Annotated in this window: 10 protein-coding genes, 9 tRNA genes, 3 rRNA genes and 1 other annotated feature (1 of these 23 running past the window's edge); all 22 genes read right to left on the reverse strand. The window is 47.7% G+C overall.

The annotated features are described in order from the left end of the window. Positions 1-61: a binding site (T-box leader), on the reverse strand (it extends 171 nt beyond the left edge of the window). Then, the gene (gene gltX / locus ACVC9U_RS18960; protein WP_009330348.1) at positions 62-1,519 is read right to left on the reverse strand and encodes a glutamate--tRNA ligase; all 1,458 of its coding nucleotides are present in this window, start codon (positions 1,517-1,519) and stop codon (positions 62-64) included. 81 nt (positions 1,520-1,600) lie between these two features. After that, a complete protein-coding gene (gene ispF, locus ACVC9U_RS18965) occupies positions 1,601-2,077 on the reverse strand; it encodes a 2-C-methyl-D-erythritol 2,4-cyclodiphosphate synthase (protein ID WP_003178280.1) in 477 nt (158 codons plus the stop codon). Beyond that, a complete protein-coding gene (gene ispD, locus ACVC9U_RS18970; RefSeq protein ID WP_009330349.1) occupies positions 2,070-2,765 on the reverse strand; it encodes a 2-C-methyl-D-erythritol 4-phosphate cytidylyltransferase in 696 nt (231 codons plus the stop codon). The genes ispF and ispD overlap by 8 nt, the downstream gene beginning before the upstream one ends. A 16-nt stretch (positions 2,766-2,781) precedes the next feature. Next, on the reverse strand, positions 2,782-3,870 hold the full coding sequence (locus ACVC9U_RS18975; RefSeq protein ID WP_009330350.1) for a PIN/TRAM domain-containing protein: 1,089 nt from the start codon (positions 3,868-3,870) through the stop codon (positions 2,782-2,784). Between the two features lie 131 nt (positions 3,871-4,001). Then, positions 4,002-5,078, reverse strand: coding sequence for a DNA integrity scanning diadenylate cyclase DisA (disA, locus tag ACVC9U_RS18980; protein ID WP_003178277.1), 1,077 nt, complete (start codon positions 5,076-5,078; stop codon positions 4,002-4,004). A gap of 3 nt (positions 5,079-5,081) precedes the next feature. Further along, positions 5,082-6,461, reverse strand: a complete 1,380-nt coding sequence (gene radA, locus ACVC9U_RS18985) for a DNA repair protein RadA (protein WP_003178276.1) — start codon at positions 6,459-6,461, stop codon at positions 5,082-5,084. A gap of 79 nt (positions 6,462-6,540) precedes the next feature. Beyond that, on the reverse strand, positions 6,541-8,973 hold the full coding sequence (gene clpC, locus ACVC9U_RS18990) for an ATP-dependent protease ATP-binding subunit ClpC (protein WP_441391388.1): 2,433 nt from the start codon (positions 8,971-8,973) through the stop codon (positions 6,541-6,543). After that, the gene (locus ACVC9U_RS18995) at positions 8,970-10,061 is read right to left on the reverse strand and encodes a protein arginine kinase (RefSeq protein ID WP_075752570.1); all 1,092 of its coding nucleotides are present in this window, start codon (positions 10,059-10,061) and stop codon (positions 8,970-8,972) included. Before ACVC9U_RS18995 ends, clpC begins: the two co-directional genes overlap by 4 nt. Then, complete coding sequence (locus tag ACVC9U_RS19000) at positions 10,061-10,615, reverse strand: UvrB/UvrC motif-containing protein (protein WP_075752572.1); 555 nt, start codon at positions 10,613-10,615, stop codon at positions 10,061-10,063. Before ACVC9U_RS19000 ends, ACVC9U_RS18995 begins: the two co-directional genes overlap by 1 nt. 14 nt (positions 10,616-10,629) lie before the next feature. Further along, a complete protein-coding gene (locus ACVC9U_RS19005; RefSeq protein WP_075752574.1) occupies positions 10,630-11,094 on the reverse strand; it encodes a CtsR family transcriptional regulator in 465 nt (154 codons plus the stop codon). A 175-nt stretch (positions 11,095-11,269) separates the two neighbouring features. Further along, positions 11,270-11,385: ribosomal RNA gene (gene rrf / locus ACVC9U_RS19010) — 5S ribosomal RNA — on the reverse strand. A gap of 59 nt (positions 11,386-11,444) precedes the next feature. Then, positions 11,445-14,374: ribosomal RNA gene (locus ACVC9U_RS19015) — 23S ribosomal RNA — on the reverse strand. Between the two features lie 174 nt (positions 14,375-14,548). Further along, positions 14,549-16,098: ribosomal RNA gene (locus tag ACVC9U_RS19020) — 16S ribosomal RNA — on the reverse strand. Together the 16S, 23S and 5S rRNA genes with 9 tRNA genes alongside form the textbook arrangement of a ribosomal RNA operon. A 153-nt stretch (positions 16,099-16,251) precedes the next feature. After that, positions 16,252-16,327, reverse strand: a tRNA-Ala gene (locus ACVC9U_RS19025). A 6-nt stretch (positions 16,328-16,333) separates the two neighbouring features. Next, positions 16,334-16,410 (reverse strand) — tRNA-Pro (locus ACVC9U_RS19030). Positions 16,411-16,420: 10 nt separating this feature from the next. Then, a tRNA-Arg gene (locus tag ACVC9U_RS19035) sits at positions 16,421-16,497 on the reverse strand. A gap of 9 nt (positions 16,498-16,506) precedes the next feature. Beyond that, positions 16,507-16,592 (reverse strand) — tRNA-Leu (locus ACVC9U_RS19040). A 9-nt stretch (positions 16,593-16,601) separates the two neighbouring features. Further along, positions 16,602-16,676, reverse strand: a tRNA-Gly gene (locus ACVC9U_RS19045). A gap of 15 nt (positions 16,677-16,691) precedes the next feature. Continuing rightward, positions 16,692-16,774: transfer RNA gene (locus tag ACVC9U_RS19050), tRNA-Leu, on the reverse strand. 6 nt (positions 16,775-16,780) lie between these two features. Then, positions 16,781-16,856 (reverse strand) — tRNA-Lys (locus ACVC9U_RS19055). A 35-nt stretch (positions 16,857-16,891) separates the two neighbouring features. Further along, positions 16,892-16,967, reverse strand: a tRNA-Thr gene (locus ACVC9U_RS19060). Positions 16,968-16,988: 21 nt separating this feature from the next. Beyond that, positions 16,989-17,064: transfer RNA gene (locus ACVC9U_RS19065), tRNA-Val, on the reverse strand. Between the last annotated feature and the right edge of the window lie 18 nt (positions 17,065-17,082).

The following is a 17,082-nucleotide window of genomic DNA, read 5'->3' on the forward strand; positions in this document are numbered from 1 at the left end:
CCGATGAAGACTCTCTCTTTAAAGGCCCTGGCTTTATACTTATCCCTGTCAACGATTTATCTTATTGAATAATGTTATGCAGCCGTTTTAAAACGGTGTCTTTCCCCAATAATTCAATGGACTGAGGCAGTTCAGGACCGTGGGTCTGGCCTGTCGTCGCTACGCGGATCGGCATAAACAGCTTTTTCCCTTTATGTCCTGTTTCTTTTTGAACGGCTTTGATGGATGCCTTGATCTCATCTGCCGTAAACGAGTCAAGCTGCTCAAGCTTTTCGGCAAATACGCGAAGCACTTCCGGAACCTGCTCTTCTTCTAAAACTGTTCTTGCTTCACGATTATACTGGATATCGTCTTTAAAGAACAACTCTGTTAACTCGACGATTTCAGCGCCGTAGCTCAGCTGTTCCTGATATAGGGAAATCAGCTTGCGCACCCATTCCTGTTCGCTGCCTGAAAGCTCTTCTGAAACCTTGCCCGCTTTTTGCAAATGCGGCACGGTCAATTCGATGACCTGATCAAGATCAAGTTTTTTCACATACTGGTTGTTGACCCATTTCAGTTTATGCGTATCAAACACCGCTGGTGATTTTGACAAACGGTTTACATCAAATATCTCAATAAACTGTTCTTTTGTAAACAGTTCTTCTTCTCCGACCGGCGACCAGCCTAGAAGAGTGATGAAGTTAAACAATGCTTCCGGCAAATAGCCGAGCTCTTCGTACTGCTCGATAAACTGAATGATGGACTCATCACGTTTGCTCAGTTTTTTGCGGCTTTCATTGACGATTAATGTCATATGTCCAAATGCCGGGATATCCCAGCCAAGGGCGTTGTAAATCATGATCTGCTTTGGCGTATTGGAAATGTGGTCTTCGCCGCGCAGGACATGCGTCATTTTCATTAAATAGTCATCGACCGCTACGGCAAAGTTGTAAGTAGGCGTTCCGTCTTTCTTCACGATGACGAAGTCGCCGATTCCGTCTGTTTCAAAAGAAATTTCTCCTTTGACGATGTCATCAAAGCGGATGACTTCACCTTGAGGCACTTTAAAGCGGATGCTCGGCTGTCTTCCTTCAGCTTCGAGCTTTTCCTGCTCTTCTTTTGTTAAATTGCGGCACTTGCCGGAGTAGCGCGGCATTTCTCCGCGGGCAGCCTGTTCCTCACGCTCTTTCTCAAGCTCTTCTTCCGTGCAGTAGCATTTGTAGGCTAGCCCTTTTTCAAGAAGCTCCTCGTAATATGTTTTGTAAATGTCGTTTCTTTCGGATTGGCGGTATGGTCCGTATTCTCCTCCGACATCCACGCTTTCATCCCAGTCGATGCCCAGCCATTTTAAATAGTTCAGCTGGCTTTGCTCCCCGCCTTCAATGTTGCGCTTGCGGTCCGTATCTTCAATGCGGATGATGAATTTTCCGCCTTGGCTCCGGGCAAACAAATAATTAAAAAGAGCGGTTCTGGCATTTCCGATATGTAAATGGCCTGTTGGGCTCGGCGCATAACGAACCCGAACTTCGTTTCCCATCTGTCTAACTTCCTTTCGTCTCTAGCAGAGTTCAAATTTATTTCCTATTCTATCATCAAATGAACCTGTCTTCAAAATGAATTATACCTTTTGGAGCAGAACGGAAGCCTGGGCGGCGATTCCTTCGGCTCTTCCCGTAAATCCGAGCTTTTCGGTTGTGGTCGCTTTTACGTTAATTTGGGAAATTTCCGCCTCTAGCCCTTCGGCAATTCTGGCTCTCATGTCTTCGATATACGGCGCCATTTTAGGCTTTTGGGCGATGATTGTACAATCCAGGTTCCCTAGCGTATAGCCTTTTTCCTTCACGATCATCCAGACGTGGCGAAGGAGTTTGAAGGAGTCGGCATCTTTGAATTCAGGATCGGTATCCGGAAAGTGTTTTCCGATATCGCCCTCGCCGACGGCACCGAGACATGCATCCGCAATCGTGTGCAAAAGCACATCTGCATCTGAATGTCCGAGAAGGCCTTTTTCGTAAGGAATCGTAATTCCCCCGATTATGAGCGGCCTGCCTTCCACTAGTTGATGGACGTCAAATCCTTGGCCTATTCTAAACATGTTCATTCCTCTTTTCCGCTTCTAATATCGCTTCTGCGACAAGCAAGTCATCCGGGGTCGTCAGTTTGATGTTTTGATAATCCCCTTGAATGATTGCAACCGTACCTCCGGCTTCCTCGACAAGACTGGCGTCGTCCGTACCGAGGAAACCTTTTGCTTCAGCCTCAAGGTGAGCATTCATCAGAATAGAAAGACGAAAAGCTTGTGGGGTTTGAGCGGCCCACAAGCTTGAACGTTCAATCGTTCCGGCTATCTCACCGTCTTGAACGCGTTTGATCGTGTCTTTAACAGGAACGGCAACAATGGCTGCCCCTGTTTCCTTTGCTTTCTCGACAAGCTGTTCGATATATTCCCGTTTAATAAAAGGTCTTGCTCCGTCATGGACGAGGACCGTTTCCTCTTTGCCGGCCGCTTTAATGCCCGCAAAAACGCTTTGCTGGCGTTCTCTTCCGCCCGGCACCATCTCGATCGGAGTCTTAAAATGATAGGTTTTTAAAAGGGTGTTGAATTCACCGAATTCCTGTTCATTGATGACAAGAATGATCCTTTTGCAGGCATCATGGTTTTCAAACACCTTTAATGTATGAATAATCACAGGTATTCCTTTCGCCTCGATAAACAGTTTGTTTTTCCCGGCATTCATTCGTTTACCTTGTCCGGCGGCAGGAATGACGACTTCATAATTCATTTTATTTCTCCCTTTTTCAAAGCGCCTTTTCCAGCAGTTTCGGCTTGGCGAATATCATTCTGCCTGCCGCTGTCTGCAGCACGCTGGTCACGAGCACGTCGATATGTTTGCCAATATAATTTCGCCCTTCTTCAACGACAATCATCGTGCCGTCGTCCAGATAAGCCACGCCCTGATTATGTTCTTTTCCGTCTTTGATGACCTGCACCTTCATTTCTTCTCCCGGAAGCACGACAGGCTTGACGGCGTTGGCAAGGTCGTTGATGTTCAATACGGCAACCTTTTGGAGCTCGCATACTTTGTTCAAATTGAAATCGTTTGTGACGACAACGCCCGAGGTCAGCTTCGCCAGTTTGACGAGCTTGCTGTCGACCTCTTGGATGTCTTCAAAATCGCCTTCATAAATTTCAACTTTAATATCAAGCTCTTTCTGGATACGGTTTAAAATATCCAGTCCTCTCCGCCCTCTGTTTCGTTTGAGGACGTCTGAAGAGTCGGCGATATGCTGCAGTTCCTCAAGCACAAACTGAGGAATCACAATGACGCCTTCAAGAAATCCGGTCTGACAAATATCAGCAATTCTCCCATCTATAATAACACTTGTGTCTAAAATTTTCAGCTTTTTGTCTTCTTCCGGACGCTCTTCCTCAGCAGAACCTTTTTTCTTTCTCGATGTAAAAAGTGTCAGCATTTCATCCTTTTTCTTGAAACCCACACGGAATCCGAGATAGCCGAGAAATGCGGCCAACACAATCGGAATGACCGTGCTGATTAACTGATAAGGGATGTCTTTTAACGGAATGACGTTGACGATAAGATAAGCGAGCATAAGTCCGAAGATTAATCCCAAAGAGCCGAACAACAAGTCTGAGACAGGTGCTTTGATCAAGGAATCCTCAATCTGTTTCACCCAGTTGATGACGTGATCCGCACACCAGATGCCCAGAAGAAAAAAGATGATAGCTCCTAAACAAGCGGACGCATACGGGTTTGTTACTAAAGGTATGTCCTGTACATTTAACAGTACAAACAATTCCGGTATGAGAAAAATACCGATAACGCCTCCCAAAATCGCAAAGAACGCTTGAACTATTCGTTTTAACATACCTTCACCTCCTTTAAAATAATCGTTTTAATTTTTATAAATGCAGCTGTTTCCACGTGAAAAAGGGAAAACAAAAAGTAAGAATAATATACCCATAAATTGCAAATTTTAATCACTTCTAGAAAATTTTCTCACAGCTGCCTGTCAGTATAATGTTTCTCCTGAAGTCTCTTTAACCCTTTCTTTATCTTTTGGGCACGAACAGCCCCAATTCCTTCCACTTCATCCAAATCTTTTACATCCGCTTCGATAATGAGCTTTAAATGGCCGAATGCTTCGACAACATTTTCGACGATCGGCATCGGGAGGCGGGGAATTTTGTGGAGAAGCCTGTAGCCTCTCGGAAAAACGTATTCTTCCATGTTCGTAGTTGCTGAATAGCCTAAAAGCTTAAGGAGAATCGCATCATCCAGCAATTCGAAACTCGACATATCCTGAAGCTGTTTCAGCAGAACAAACGGGTCTTTGATTTTTTCTTTCACATAATCTTTGACGAACAGCGCCGCTTCCTGCTCCATATCGGTGATCAGTTCGCTAACCTGGAGTCTGATGAGATGGCCTTCTGTTCCAAGCTCTTTAATATACATATTAATTTCGTTTTTGATTCTGAGCACCATTTCATATCGATGCAGAACGGAGATGACATCCCCAAATGTAACAAGCTCTTCAAATTCCAGCGCGTTCAAATTGGAAATCGCATGGTCCAAAATGAGTTTGTATTTTTCGAGCGTCTGAATCGCCTGATTGGCTTTTGTTAAGATAAAGCCGATATCTTTGAGTATATATTTCATATTTTCCTGATAGAGCGTAATCACATTCCGTCTTTCAGAAATCGCGATGATCAGACAGCCGGTCTGCTTGGCCACACGCTCGGCTGTTCTGTGTCTCATGCCCGTCTCAGAGGAGGGAATCGTCGCCTCAGGCATGAGCTGTGTATTGGCATATAGAATTTTCTGTCCTGAATCGCTGAGAATAATCGCCCCGTCCATTTTAGCCAGCTCATACAGATGAGCCGGAGAGAAAGAAGAATTAATGTGGAACCCTCCGTCAACCACTTCTTTCACTTTATCATTGAAGCCGACTACGATTAATCCGCCTGTTTTGGCGCGAAGGACGTTTTCGATTCCCTCGCGAAGAGGTGTACCGGGGGCGACAAACTGCAATATTTCTGAAAGATCCTGTTTCGCTCCTTTTTTGTCTTTGTCCATATATTATGATCCTCCTAATGAAGCTCGAAGGGCCTCAGCTACATTTTCAACGCCGACGACTTCGATTCCTTTCGGCTTTGTCCATCCTTCTACATTTGCAGAAGGAATAATCATTCTTTTAAAACCAAGCTTCGCCGCTTCCTGCACCCTCTGTTCTATCCTTGATACTCTGCGGACCTCCCCTGTCAATCCGACTTCTCCGATAAAACAATCCGTCGGATGAGGCGGGGTGTCTCTGAAGCTTGAGGCGATGCTCACTGCAACGGCGAGGTCAATCGCTGGCTCGTCCAGCTTGACGCCTCCGGCGACTTTTAAATAGGCGTCTTGATTTTGCAGCAGCAGTCCAACCCTTTTTTCTAAAACTGCCATTAGCAATGAGACGCGGTTATGATCAATCCCGGTTGCCATCCGGCGCGGATTCCCAAAGCTCGTGGGGGAAATCAGCGCCTGAATCTCTACTAAGACTGGCCTCGTGCCTTCCATTGAGGCCACGACACTCGATCCGGCCGCTCCCGCCGAGCGCTCTTCGAGAAAGATTTCTGACGGATTCAGCACCTCTGTCAGGCCCTCTTCCCTCATTTCAAAGATTCCCATTTCATTCGTTGATCCAAACCGGTTTTTGACGGCTCTTAAAATCCGAAATGTATGATGCCGCTCACCTTCAAAGTAAAGGACGGTGTCGACCATATGTTCCAGAAGTCTCGGTCCGGCAATCGAACCTTCTTTTGTGACATGCCCGACGATAAATATTGGAATCCCTTTCGTTTTTGCAATTCTCATCAGCTCAGCGGTGCATTCCCTGACCTGGGAGACGCTGCCCGGAGCGGATGTGATATCACTTTGGTAAACGGTTTGAATCGAATCAACCACTACGAATGATGGGTTCATCTCTTCTATAGAAGACGTAATATACTCCATATCGGTTTCAGATAAAACGTGAAGAGTGGGACTGTTGATACCTAGACGGTCTGCTCTCAGCTTTGTCTGCTTGACCGATTCTTCGCCTGAGATGTACAGGACATTTTCTTTTGAATCAGCGAGCTGGGCAGATACTTGAAGCAGCAAGGTTGATTTCCCGATGCCGGGGTCGCCTCCGATTAAAACAAGTGACCCTTTGACGATGCCGTTTCCCAAGACGCGGTTGAATTCGCCAAGTTTCGTTTTAATTCGCGGCTCTTCTGTTGTTTCAATTGAAGTGAGAGGTGAAGGCTTTTGCACTGTTTGAACGGAATGTGAAAAAGCGGTTCTTCTGTTGGCGGCGGGTTTTTTTATCGTTTCTTCCACCATGGTATTCCATGCACCGCATCCGGGGCATTTCCCCATCCACTTGGCGGATTCGTAGCCGCATGAGTGACAAATGAATTTAGTCTTTGTTTTAGCCATTGATTTTTCAAAACGCTCCCTTTATAAGAAAGTGAGGCATACTGATGAACATCGTATGCCTCTTTCTTTTGTCTCTATATTAGTTCGTTTTAGCTTCGGTTTTTACGACAAATTCTCCGTCTTCTACATCCAAAACAATATGCTGGCCTTTTTGAATATGGCCTTTTAGGAGCTCTTCTGACAGCCGGTCTTCCACGTGTTTTTGGATTGCTCTTCTGAGAGGGCGCGCTCCGTATTCGAGATCCACGCCTTCATCGGCGATTTTTTCTTTAGCCGCTTCAGTCAGCTCAATTGAAAGATCCTGTTCTTTCAGACGCTTGGTCAATTGGTCTGACATGAGGGATACAATATCTTTCAAATGTTTTTTCTCCAAAGAGTGGAAGACGATGATCTCATCAATCCGGTTGATAAATTCAGGTCTAAAGGCGCGTTTTAGTTCACCCATGACTTTGTCTTTCATATCTTTATAATTCTGGGTTTCATCCTGCACATTAAACCCGACGTATTTATTTCTTCTCAGTTCGCTCGCACCGACGTTTGATGTCATGATCAAAATCGTATTCCTAAAGTCAACCGTGCGCCCTTTTGAATCAGTCAGACGGCCGTCTTCAAGCACCTGCAGCAAAATATTGAAGACATCTGGGTGAGCTTTCTCGATTTCATCAAGCAAGACGACGGAATACGGTTTTCTTCTCACTTTTTCAGTGAGCTGTCCGCCTTCATCATAGCCGACATATCCAGGAGGTGAACCGACGAGTCTTGATGTTGAATGTTTTTCCATGTACTCGGACATATCGATGCGAATCATTGCTTCTTCATCGCCGAAAATGGACTCGGCAAGTGCACGGGCAAGCTCCGTTTTCCCTACGCCTGTTGGGCCAAGGAAAATAAACGAACCGATAGGACGTTTTGGATCTTTTAAGCCGGCACGCGCGCGTCTGACTGCTTTTGCAACTGCAACGACAGCCTCATCCTGGCCGATAACGCGGGAATGAAGAATGCTCTCCATGTTCAGCAATTTGTCTGTTTCGGTCTGCGCAATTTTGGAAACCGGCACTCCGGTCCAGCTTGATACAACCATTGCAATATCGTCGACGGTCACTTCGGAATTTTCTTGACCTTGCTTTTCTTTCCAGGTTTTCTTGGTTTCTTCGACCTGTTCACGCAAGCGCTGCTCCGTATCACGTAAAGACGCTGCTTTTTCGAATTCCTGGCTTTGAACAGCGGCATCTTTTTCTTTCCTTACCTCATCAAGCTTTTGTTCAAGCTCTTTTAAGTTAGGAGGCGTTGTGAATGAACGCAGTCTAACCTTTGAGCCGGCTTCATCGATTAAGTCGATCGCCTTGTCAGGCAGAAAACGGTCCGAAATGTAGCGGTCTGACAGCTTTACTGCCGCTTCGATCGCTTCATCCGTAATCGATACGCGGTGATGGGCTTCATAGCGGTCTCTGAGCCCTTTCAATATTTGAATGCTTTCTTCAGGAGACGGCTGGTCAACCTGAATCGGCTGAAAACGCCGTTCTAGTGCAGCATCTTTTTCAATGTATTTGCGGTATTCATCAAGGGTTGTCGCCCCGATGCATTGCAGCTCTCCGCGCGCCAGCGACGGTTTAAGGATATTGGAGGCATCGATGGCGCCTTCCGCTCCCCCGGCTCCGATGAGAGTATGCAGCTCATCGATAAAGAGGATGATATTTCCCGCTTGACGAATTTCGTCCATCACTTTTTTCAGGCGGTCTTCAAATTCACCGCGGTATTTCGTACCGGCTACAACCGTTCCCATATCAAGCGTCATAACTCGCTTATCGCGGAGAATCTCCGGTACTTCGTTATTGATGATCTGCTGAGCCAGGCCTTCGGCAATTGCTGTCTTACCGACACCGGGCTCCCCGATTAACACAGGGTTGTTTTTCGTTCTGCGGCTCAGCACTTCAATTACGCGCTGAATTTCTTTGCTTCTGCCGATTACGGGGTCAAGGCTGTCTTCTTTTGCAATCGCCGTGAGATCCCTGGCAAGACTGTCTAAGGTTGGTGTGTTGGCATTGCTATTGGCGCCTGAAGCAGCGCCACCGCTCTCATTGCTGCCCAACAGCTGCAATACTTGCTGTCTCGCTTTGTTTAAGCTGACGCCTAAATTATTCAGCACCCTTGCCGCAACACCTTCCCCTTCTCGGATCAAGCCGAGGAGGATGTGTTCAGTTCCAACGTAAGAGTGACCAAGCTTTCTTGCTTCATCCATCGCCAGTTCAGTCACTTTTTTGGCTCTCGGTGTGTAAGGGATCGATTGTGACATCTCTTGCCCTCGGCCGATGAGGCTTTCAACTTCTTTTTGAATCTTGTCAGGGCTGAGTCCTAATGCCTGCAGCGCCTTTGCAGCAATCCCTTCTCCCTCGCGGACAAGGCCGAGGAGAATATGTTCTGTTCCAATGTTATTATGGCCCAGACGCAGAGCTTCTTCTTGAGCAAGCGCCAATACTTTTTGTGCTCTTTCGGTGAATCTTCCAAACATCATATCGTTTCATCCTCCTGTCTATTGCCGTTGTTTTCTAATTTCAGACGCTCCCTGATAAGAGCAGCCCGCCTGATGTCCCTCTCGTTTGGTCTTAAGACTCCTCCTGAATATTGCTGGAGAAATCCAGGCTGCGTGAGGATCATCAACTCATTAAGTATATTGCTGGAAAGACCTTTTATTATCCCCAGGTCAATTCCAAGACGAACGTCTGAAAGACATCTTGCTGTTTCTTTCGATTCGATCATCCGGCAATTGGACAGTACGCCGTAAGATCTGTAGACGCGGTCTTCAAGCTCGATTTGCGAAGTCTGATAAAGCGCCTTTCTTGCTGAACGCTCTTGTTCGATCAACTGAGCAACGACGCTGTTCAGATCTTCGACAATGTCGTGTTCCGATTTACCGAGGGTAATTTGGTTGGAAATTTGAAAGATATTCCCTAATGCTTCGCTGCCTTCACCGTAAATTCCTCTAACAACAAGGCCCAATTGATTAATTGCCGGAATAATTCTGTTTATTTGCCTAGTTAACACTAAAGCAGGAAGGTGCATCATGACAGAAGCTCTAAGCCCGGTTCCGACATTTGTAGGACAGCTGGTCAAGTAGCCTCTTTGTTCTGAAAAAGCATAGTCAATCCGTTCTTCAATCCAATCGTCCACCTGATTTGCTGCTTTCAATGCTTCTGAAAGCTGAAATCCCGGGAACAGACATTGAATTCGAATATGATCTTCCTCATTCAGCATAATACTCACTTCTTCATTTTCAGAAAGAAGGCATGCGCCAAAGGAAGCTTCCGTCAAATGCGGACTGATCAGATGTTTTTCTACAAGAACCCTTTTTTCCAATGGCTGCACCTGTTCCATTTTCACAAGCTCAAATTTCCCGATACCGGGCACTTCATAGCCTGTGAATTGTTCTTCAAACAATGTAATAATCGCTGAAGCCTCTTCATTTGAAAAAAGCGTTGGAAAACGAACGTTATCCAAATTGCGAGCAAGACGGATCCGGCTGCTAAGCACGATGTCACTTTCAGGGCCTTCCTGCCGCATCCAATTGCTTAAAGCATTCTGAATAAAATGCTGCAGTGACATCAGTCCTCCTCCTCCTTGTTTGCATTCAGGTTTTGTTCAAGCGACCTGATCTGGTCTCTAATGTTGGCTGCTTTTTCAAATTCCTCCTGCTGAATTAATTCTTTCAGCTCTTTTTTCAATGCTTCAATTTGTCTTCTTACATGCAGGTTACCGCCGATCCGCTTTGGTATTTTACCGGCATGGACCGTGTTCCCGCTGTGAACTTTCCTTAAAACCGGAGTGATATAGGAATGGAAGGTTTTATAACATTCCGAACATCCAAATCGGCCTGTTTTTCGAAATTCCGGGAACGTCATATTGCATTTTTTGCATCTCAGAACCTGGTCCGGCTGTTGAAAAAGCTGAGCCTCGCTGCTGTTATTAAAAGAGGAGTCAAAATTCAGCAGCCCGGATAACAAATTATGGATGGAAAATCCGCCGCTTTCATTCATAGAATATGACTCACTGTTTTCTTTCGCACATTGTTCACAGATATGCATTTCTTTTTTTTCGCCATTAATGACTTTCGTAAAGTGAAAAGTTGCTGGTCTTTCTTTACACTCTTGACATATCACGCTTCTCACCCGCTTTACTTAAATTTAAGTGACGTAAGCATGGCTTTCATCATTCTTGCTCTTAATTCGTCTCGTTCAGGCAAATCAATATATAATACAGAACGATCCATGACACTGACCATCAATTTTGCTTCACTTTTTGTAATGACACCATTTTCTAACAGCCTTAAAATGATATCGTCCGAAGCAGCCTGGGAGAGCCTTGTATAGATTTGATTCATAATGTTGTCAATCAAATCAATTTTATCGTTCATTTTAATTTTAATAATTCGGATATAACCGCCGCCGCCTCTTTTGCTTTCGACGATGTATCCGCGCTCACTCGTAAAACGCGTATTGATCACGTAATTGATCTGAGAAGGAACACACTGAAATTTATCGGCTATTTCGCTCCGTTTAATCTCTAATATTTCTTTCCCGTTCTGTTCTAATATTTGTTTCAAATACTGTTCGATTATGTCAGAAATATTTTTCCCCACTCAGCCCCCTCCTTCACTTGACTTTGACTATATTTGACTTTAACTTTACTATAAGTGGTTTTCGTTTTTTTTTCAACTAATTGCTCTTCGTCCTTTATTATTTCCACTTTTGGCTATCATAAAACCTTAGGGAACAAGAAAAAAGACCAGCTTATATAAGCTGGTCTTTTTAAGTGCTTGGCGGCGTCCTACTCTCACAGGGGGAAGCCCCCAACTACCATCGGCGCTGAAGAGCTTAACTTCCGTGTTCGGCATGGGAACGGGTGTGACCTCTTCGCTATCGCCACCAAACTAATTTGAGAGGTGTTCTCTCAAAACTAGATAACGGTCAGACGATTCACAAAAGTATTTAGGTTAAGTCCTCGATCGATTAGTATCTGTCAGCTCCATGTGTCGCCACACTTCCACCTCAGACCTATCAACCTGATCATCTTTCAGGGATCTTACTTCCTTGCGGAATGGGAAATCTCATCTTGAGGGGGGCTTCATGCTTAGATGCTTTCAGCACTTATCCCGTCCGCACATAGCTACCCAGCGATGCCCTTGGCAGAACAACTGGTACACCAGCGGTGCGTCCATCCCGGTCCTCTCGTACTAAGGACAGCTCCTCTCAAATTTCCTGCGCCCGCGACGGATAGGGACCGAACTGTCTCACGACGTTCTGAACCCAGCTCGCGTACCGCTTTAATGGGCGAACAGCCCAACCCTTGGGACCGACTACAGCCCCAGGATGCGATGAGCCGACATCGAGGTGCCAAACCTCCCCGTCGATGTGGACTCTTGGGGGAGATAAGCCTGTTATCCCCGGGGTAGCTTTTATCCGTTGAGCGATGGCCCTTCCATGCGGAACCACCGGATCACTAAGCCCGACTTTCGTCCCTGCTCGACTTGTAGGTCTCGCAGTCAAGCTCCCTTGTGCCTTTACACTCTGCGAATGATTTCCAACCATTCTGAGGGAACCTTTGGGCGCCTCCGTTACCTTTTAGGAGGCGACCGCCCCAGTCAAACTGCCCACCTGACACTGTCTCCCTGCCCGATAAGGGCAGCGGGTTAGAAGGTCAATACAGCCAGGGTAGTATCCCACCGATGCCTCCACCGAAGCTGGCGCTCCGGTTTCCAAGGCTCCTACCTATCCTGTACAAGCTGTACCAACATTCAATATCAGGCTGCAGTAAAGCTCCACGGGGTCTTTCCGTCCTGTCGCGGGTAACCTGCATCTTCACAGGTACTATAATTTCACCGAGTCTCTCGTTGAGACAGTGCCCAGATCGTTGCGCCTTTCGTGCGGGTCGGAACTTACCCGACAAGGAATTTCGCTACCTTAGGACCGTTATAGTTACGGCCGCCGTTTACTGGGGCTTCAATTCGCACCTTCGCTTACGCTAAGCGCTCCTCTTAACCTTCCAGCACCGGGCAGGCGTCAGCCCCTATACTTCGCCTTACGGCTTCGCAGAGACCTGTGTTTTTGCTAAACAGTCGCCTGGGCCTATTCACTGCGGCTCTCTCGGGCTTGCACCCTAACAGAGCACCCCTTCTCCCGAAGTTACGGGGTCATTTTGCCGAGTTCCTTAACGAGAGTTCTCTCGAACACCTTAGGATTCTCTCCTCGCCTACCTGTGTCGGTTTGCGGTACGGGCACCTCTCACCTCGCTAGAGGCTTTTCTTGGCAGTGTGGAATCAGGAACTTCGCTACTATATTTCGCTCGCCATCACAGCTCAGCCTTATGGGAAACGGATTTGCCTATTTCCCAGCCTAACTGCTTGGACGCGGATATCCAATACCGCGCTTACCCTATCCTCCTGCGTCCCCCCATTGCTCAAATGGTGAGGAGGTGGTACAGGAATATCAACCTGTTGTCCATCGCCTACGCCTTTCGGCCTCGGCTTAGGTCCCGACTAACCCTGAGCGGACGAGCCTTCCTCAGGAAACCTTAGGCATTCGGTGGAGGGGATTCTCACCCCTCTTTCGCTACTCATACCGGCATTCTCACTTCTAAGCGCTCCACGAGTCCTTCCGGTCTCGCTTCACAGCCCTTAGAACGCTCTCCTACCACTGTTCGTAAGAACAGTCCGCAGCTTCGGTGATACGTTTAGCCCCGGTACATTTTCGGCGCAGAGTCACTCGACCAGTGAGCTATTACGCACTCTTTAAATGGTGGCTGCTTCTAAGCCAACATCCTGGTTGTCTAAGCAACTCCACATCCTTTTCCACTTAACGTATACTTTGGGACCTTAGCTGGCGGTCTGGGCTGTTTCCCTTTCGACTACGGATCTTATCACTCGCAGTCTGACTCCCAAGGATAAGTCTTTGGCATTCGGAGTTTGACTGAATTCGGTAACCCGGTAGGGGCCCCTAGTCCAATCAGTGCTCTACCTCCAAGACTCTTACCTTGAGGCTAGCCCTAAAGCTATTTCGGAGAGAACCAGCTATCTCCAGGTTCGATTGGCATTTCACCCCTACCCACACCTCATCCCCGCACTTTTCAACGTGCGTGGGTTCGGGCCTCCATTCAGTGTTACCTGAACTTCACCCTGGACATGGGTAGATCACCTGGTTTCGGGTCTACGACCACGTACTCATGCGCCCTATTCAGACTCGCTTTCGCTGCGGCTCCGTCTTTTCAAACTTAACCTTGCACGGGATCGTAACTCGCCGGTTCATTCTACAAAAGGCACGCCATCACCCGTTAACGGGCTCTGACTACTTGTAGGCACACGGTTTCAGGATCTCTTTCACTCCCCTTCCGGGGTGCTTTTCACCTTTCCCTCACGGTACTGGTTCACTATCGGTCACTAGGGAGTATTTAGCCTTGGGAGATGGTCCTCCCGGATTCCGACGGAATTTCACGTGTTCCGCCGTACTCAGGATCCACTCAGGAGAGAACGAAGTTTTGACTACAGGGCTGTTACCTCCTATGGCGGGCCTTTCCAGACCTCTTCATCTACCTCGTTCTTTTGTAACTCCGTACAGAGTGTCCTACAACCCCAAGAGGCAAGCCTCTTGGTTTGGGCTAATCCCGTTTCGCTCGCCGCTACTCAGGGAATCGCATTTGCTTTCTCTTCCTCCGGGTACTTAGATGTTTCAGTTCCCCGGGTCTGCCTTCTCATATCCTATGAATTCAGATATGGATACTGCTCCATTACGAGCAGTGGGTTTCCCCATTCGGAAATCTCCGGATCAAAGCTTGCTTACAGCTCCCCGAAGCATATCGGTGTTCGTCCCGTCCTTCATCGGCTCCTAGTGCCAAGGCATCCACCGTGCGCCCTTTCTAACTTAACCGTTAAAAAGAATCACTACGTGATATCTTGCATTACAATTGAATGTGAATGTCTACTTTCGTTATCTAGTTTTCAAAGAACACGCTTTGAAGGAATGATCCTTCAAAACTAAACAAGATCTAAACGCACCTGTCTATAAGACCGCAAGGTCTTATATTCCGTATAATATCCTTAGAAAGGAGGTGATCCAGCCGCACCTTCCGATACGGCTACCTTGTTACGACTTCACCCCAATCATCTGTCCCACCTTCGGCGGCTGGCTCCAAAAGGTTACCTCACCGACTTCGGGTGTTACAAACTCTCGTGGTGTGACGGGCGGTGTGTACAAGGCCCGGGAACGTATTCACCGCGGCATGCTGATCCGCGATTACTAGCGATTCCAGCTTCACGCAGTCGAGTTGCAGACTGCGATCCGAACTGAGAACAGATTTGTGGGATTGGCTTAGCCTCGCGGCTTCGCTGCCCTTTGTTCTGCCCATTGTAGCACGTGTGTAGCCCAGGTCATAAGGGGCATGATGATTTGACGTCATCCCCACCTTCCTCCGGTTTGTCACCGGCAGTCACCTTAGAGTGCCCAACTGAATGCTGGCAACTAAGATCAAGGGTTGCGCTCGTTGCGGGACTTAACCCAACATCTCACGACACGAGCTGACGACAACCATGCACCACCTGTCACTCTGCCCCCGAAGGGGAAGCCCTATCTCTAGGGTTGTCAGAGGATGTCAAGACCTGGTAAGGTTCTTCGCGTTGCTTCGAATTAAACCACATGCTCCACCGCTTGTGCGGGCCCCCGTCAATTCCTTTGAGTTTCAGTCTTGCGACCGTACTCCCCAGGCGGAGTGCTTAATGCGTTTGCTGCAGCACTAAAGGGCGGAAACCCTCTAACACTTAGCACTCATCGTTTACGGCGTGGACTACCAGGGTATCTAATCCTGTTCGCTCCCCACGCTTTCGCGCCTCAGCGTCAGTTACAGACCAGAGAGTCGCCTTCGCCACTGGTGTTCCTCCACATCTCTACGCATTTCACCGCTACACGTGGAATTCCACTCTCCTCTTCTGCACTCAAGTTCCCCAGTTTCCAATGACCCTCCCCGGTTGAGCCGGGGGCTTTCACATCAGACTTAAGAAACCGCCTGCGCGCGCTTTACGCCCAATAATTCCGGACAACGCTTGCCACCTACGTATTACCGCGGCTGCTGGCACGTAGTTAGCCGTGGCTTTCTGGTTAGGTACCGTCAAGGTACCGCCCTATTCGAACGGTACTTGTTCTTCCCTAACAACAGAGTTTTACGATCCGAAAACCTTCATCACTCACGCGGCGTTGCTCCGTCAGACTTTCGTCCATTGCGGAAGATTCCCTACTGCTGCCTCCCGTAGGAGTCTGGGCCGTGTCTCAGTCCCAGTGTGGCCGATCACCCTCTCAGGTCGGCTACGCATCGTCGCCTTGGTGAGCCGTTACCTCACCAACTAGCTAATGCGCCGCGGGTCCATCTGTAAGTGGTAGCTAAAAGCCACCTTTTATAATTGAACCATGCGGTTCAATCAAGCATCCGGTATTAGCCCCGGTTTCCCGGAGTTATCCCAGTCTTACAGGCAGGTTACCCACGTGTTACTCACCCGTCCGCCGCTGACCTAAGGGAGCAAGCTCCCGTCGGTCCGCTCGACTTGCATGTATTAGGCACGCCGCCAGCGTTCGTCCTGAGCCAGGATCAAACTCTCCATGAAGTTTGATAATGACTACGCACAACATGTGTGCGATTTATTTAATGAATTAACAGGTACGTTTTGTCTTGTTTAGTTTTCAAAGATCATTATTAAAGCAACTCTATTATTATATCTCTTTCGGGATAAATAGTCAAGTGCTTTTTAAAAAATAAATGGTGGAGCCTAGCGGGATCGAACCGCTGACCTCCTGCGTGCAAAGCAGGCGCTCTCCCAGCTGAGCTAAGGCCCCAAAGAATGGTCGGGAAGACAGGATTCGAACCTGCGACCCCATGGTCCCAAACCATGTGCTCTACCAAGCTGAGCTACTTCCCGTTATACATAATGGCGCGCCCGAGAGGAGTCGAACCCCTAACCTTTTGATCCGTAGTCAAACGCTCTATCCAATTGAGCTACGGGCGCATATGTCAATGCCGAGGGCCGGACTTGAACCGGCACGGTAGTCACCTACCGCAGGATTTTAAGTCCTGTGTGTCTGCCAATTCCACCACCCCGGCGTGGATGGTTGGAGCGGAAGACGGGATTCGAACCCGCGACCCCCACCTTGGCAAGGTGGTGTTCTACCACTGAACTACTTCCGCAAATCTTTTTTATAATGCGGGTGAAGGGACTCGAACCCCCACGCCGTAAAGACACTAGATCCTAAGTCTAGCGCGTCTGCCAATTCCGCCACACCCGCATAAAATGGTGAGCCATGAAGGACTCGAACCTTCGACCCTCTGATTAAAAGTCAGATGCTCTACCAACTGAGCTAATGGCTCTTTAAAAGAGACTTATATATTATATCATAAAAAAGTGGTGCCGGCAAGAGGACTTGAACCCCCAACCTACTGATTACAAGTCAGTTGCTCTACCAATTGAGCTACACCGGCTTAATCAACAAAATATTATAATGGTGGAGGATGACGGGATCGAACCGCCGACCCTCTGCTTGTAAGGCAGATGCTCTCCCAGCTGAGCTAATCCTCCGTTTGCACTTGCGTGCAA

The sequence above is a fragment of the Bacillus sp. GM2 genome (assembly GCF_056155945.1).

Coding starts and splice junctions, on each gene's coding strand:
- disA (WP_003178277.1), bottom strand. CDS start 5,078: ATGGACAAAGACAAAAAAGGAGCGAAACAGGATCTTTCAGAAATATTG.
- ispF (WP_003178280.1), bottom strand. CDS start 2,077: ATGTTTAGAATAGGCCAAGGATTTGACGTCCATCAACTAGTGGAAGGC.
- ispD (WP_009330349.1), bottom strand. CDS start 2,765: ATGAATTATGAAGTCGTCATTCCTGCCGCCGGACAAGGTAAACGAATG.
- gltX (WP_009330348.1), bottom strand. CDS start 1,519: ATGGGAAACGAAGTTCGGGTTCGTTATGCGCCGAGCCCAACAGGCCAT.
- clpC (WP_441391388.1), bottom strand. CDS start 8,973: ATGATGTTTGGAAGATTCACCGAAAGAGCACAAAAAGTATTGGCGCTT.
- radA (WP_003178276.1), bottom strand. CDS start 6,461: ATGGCTAAAACAAAGACTAAATTCATTTGTCACTCATGCGGCTACGAA.
- ACVC9U_RS18975 (WP_009330350.1), bottom strand. CDS start 3,870: ATGTTAAAACGAATAGTTCAAGCGTTCTTTGCGATTTTGGGAGGCGTT.
- ACVC9U_RS18995 (WP_075752570.1), bottom strand. CDS start 10,061: ATGTCACTGCAGCATTTTATTCAGAATGCTTTAAGCAATTGGATGCGG.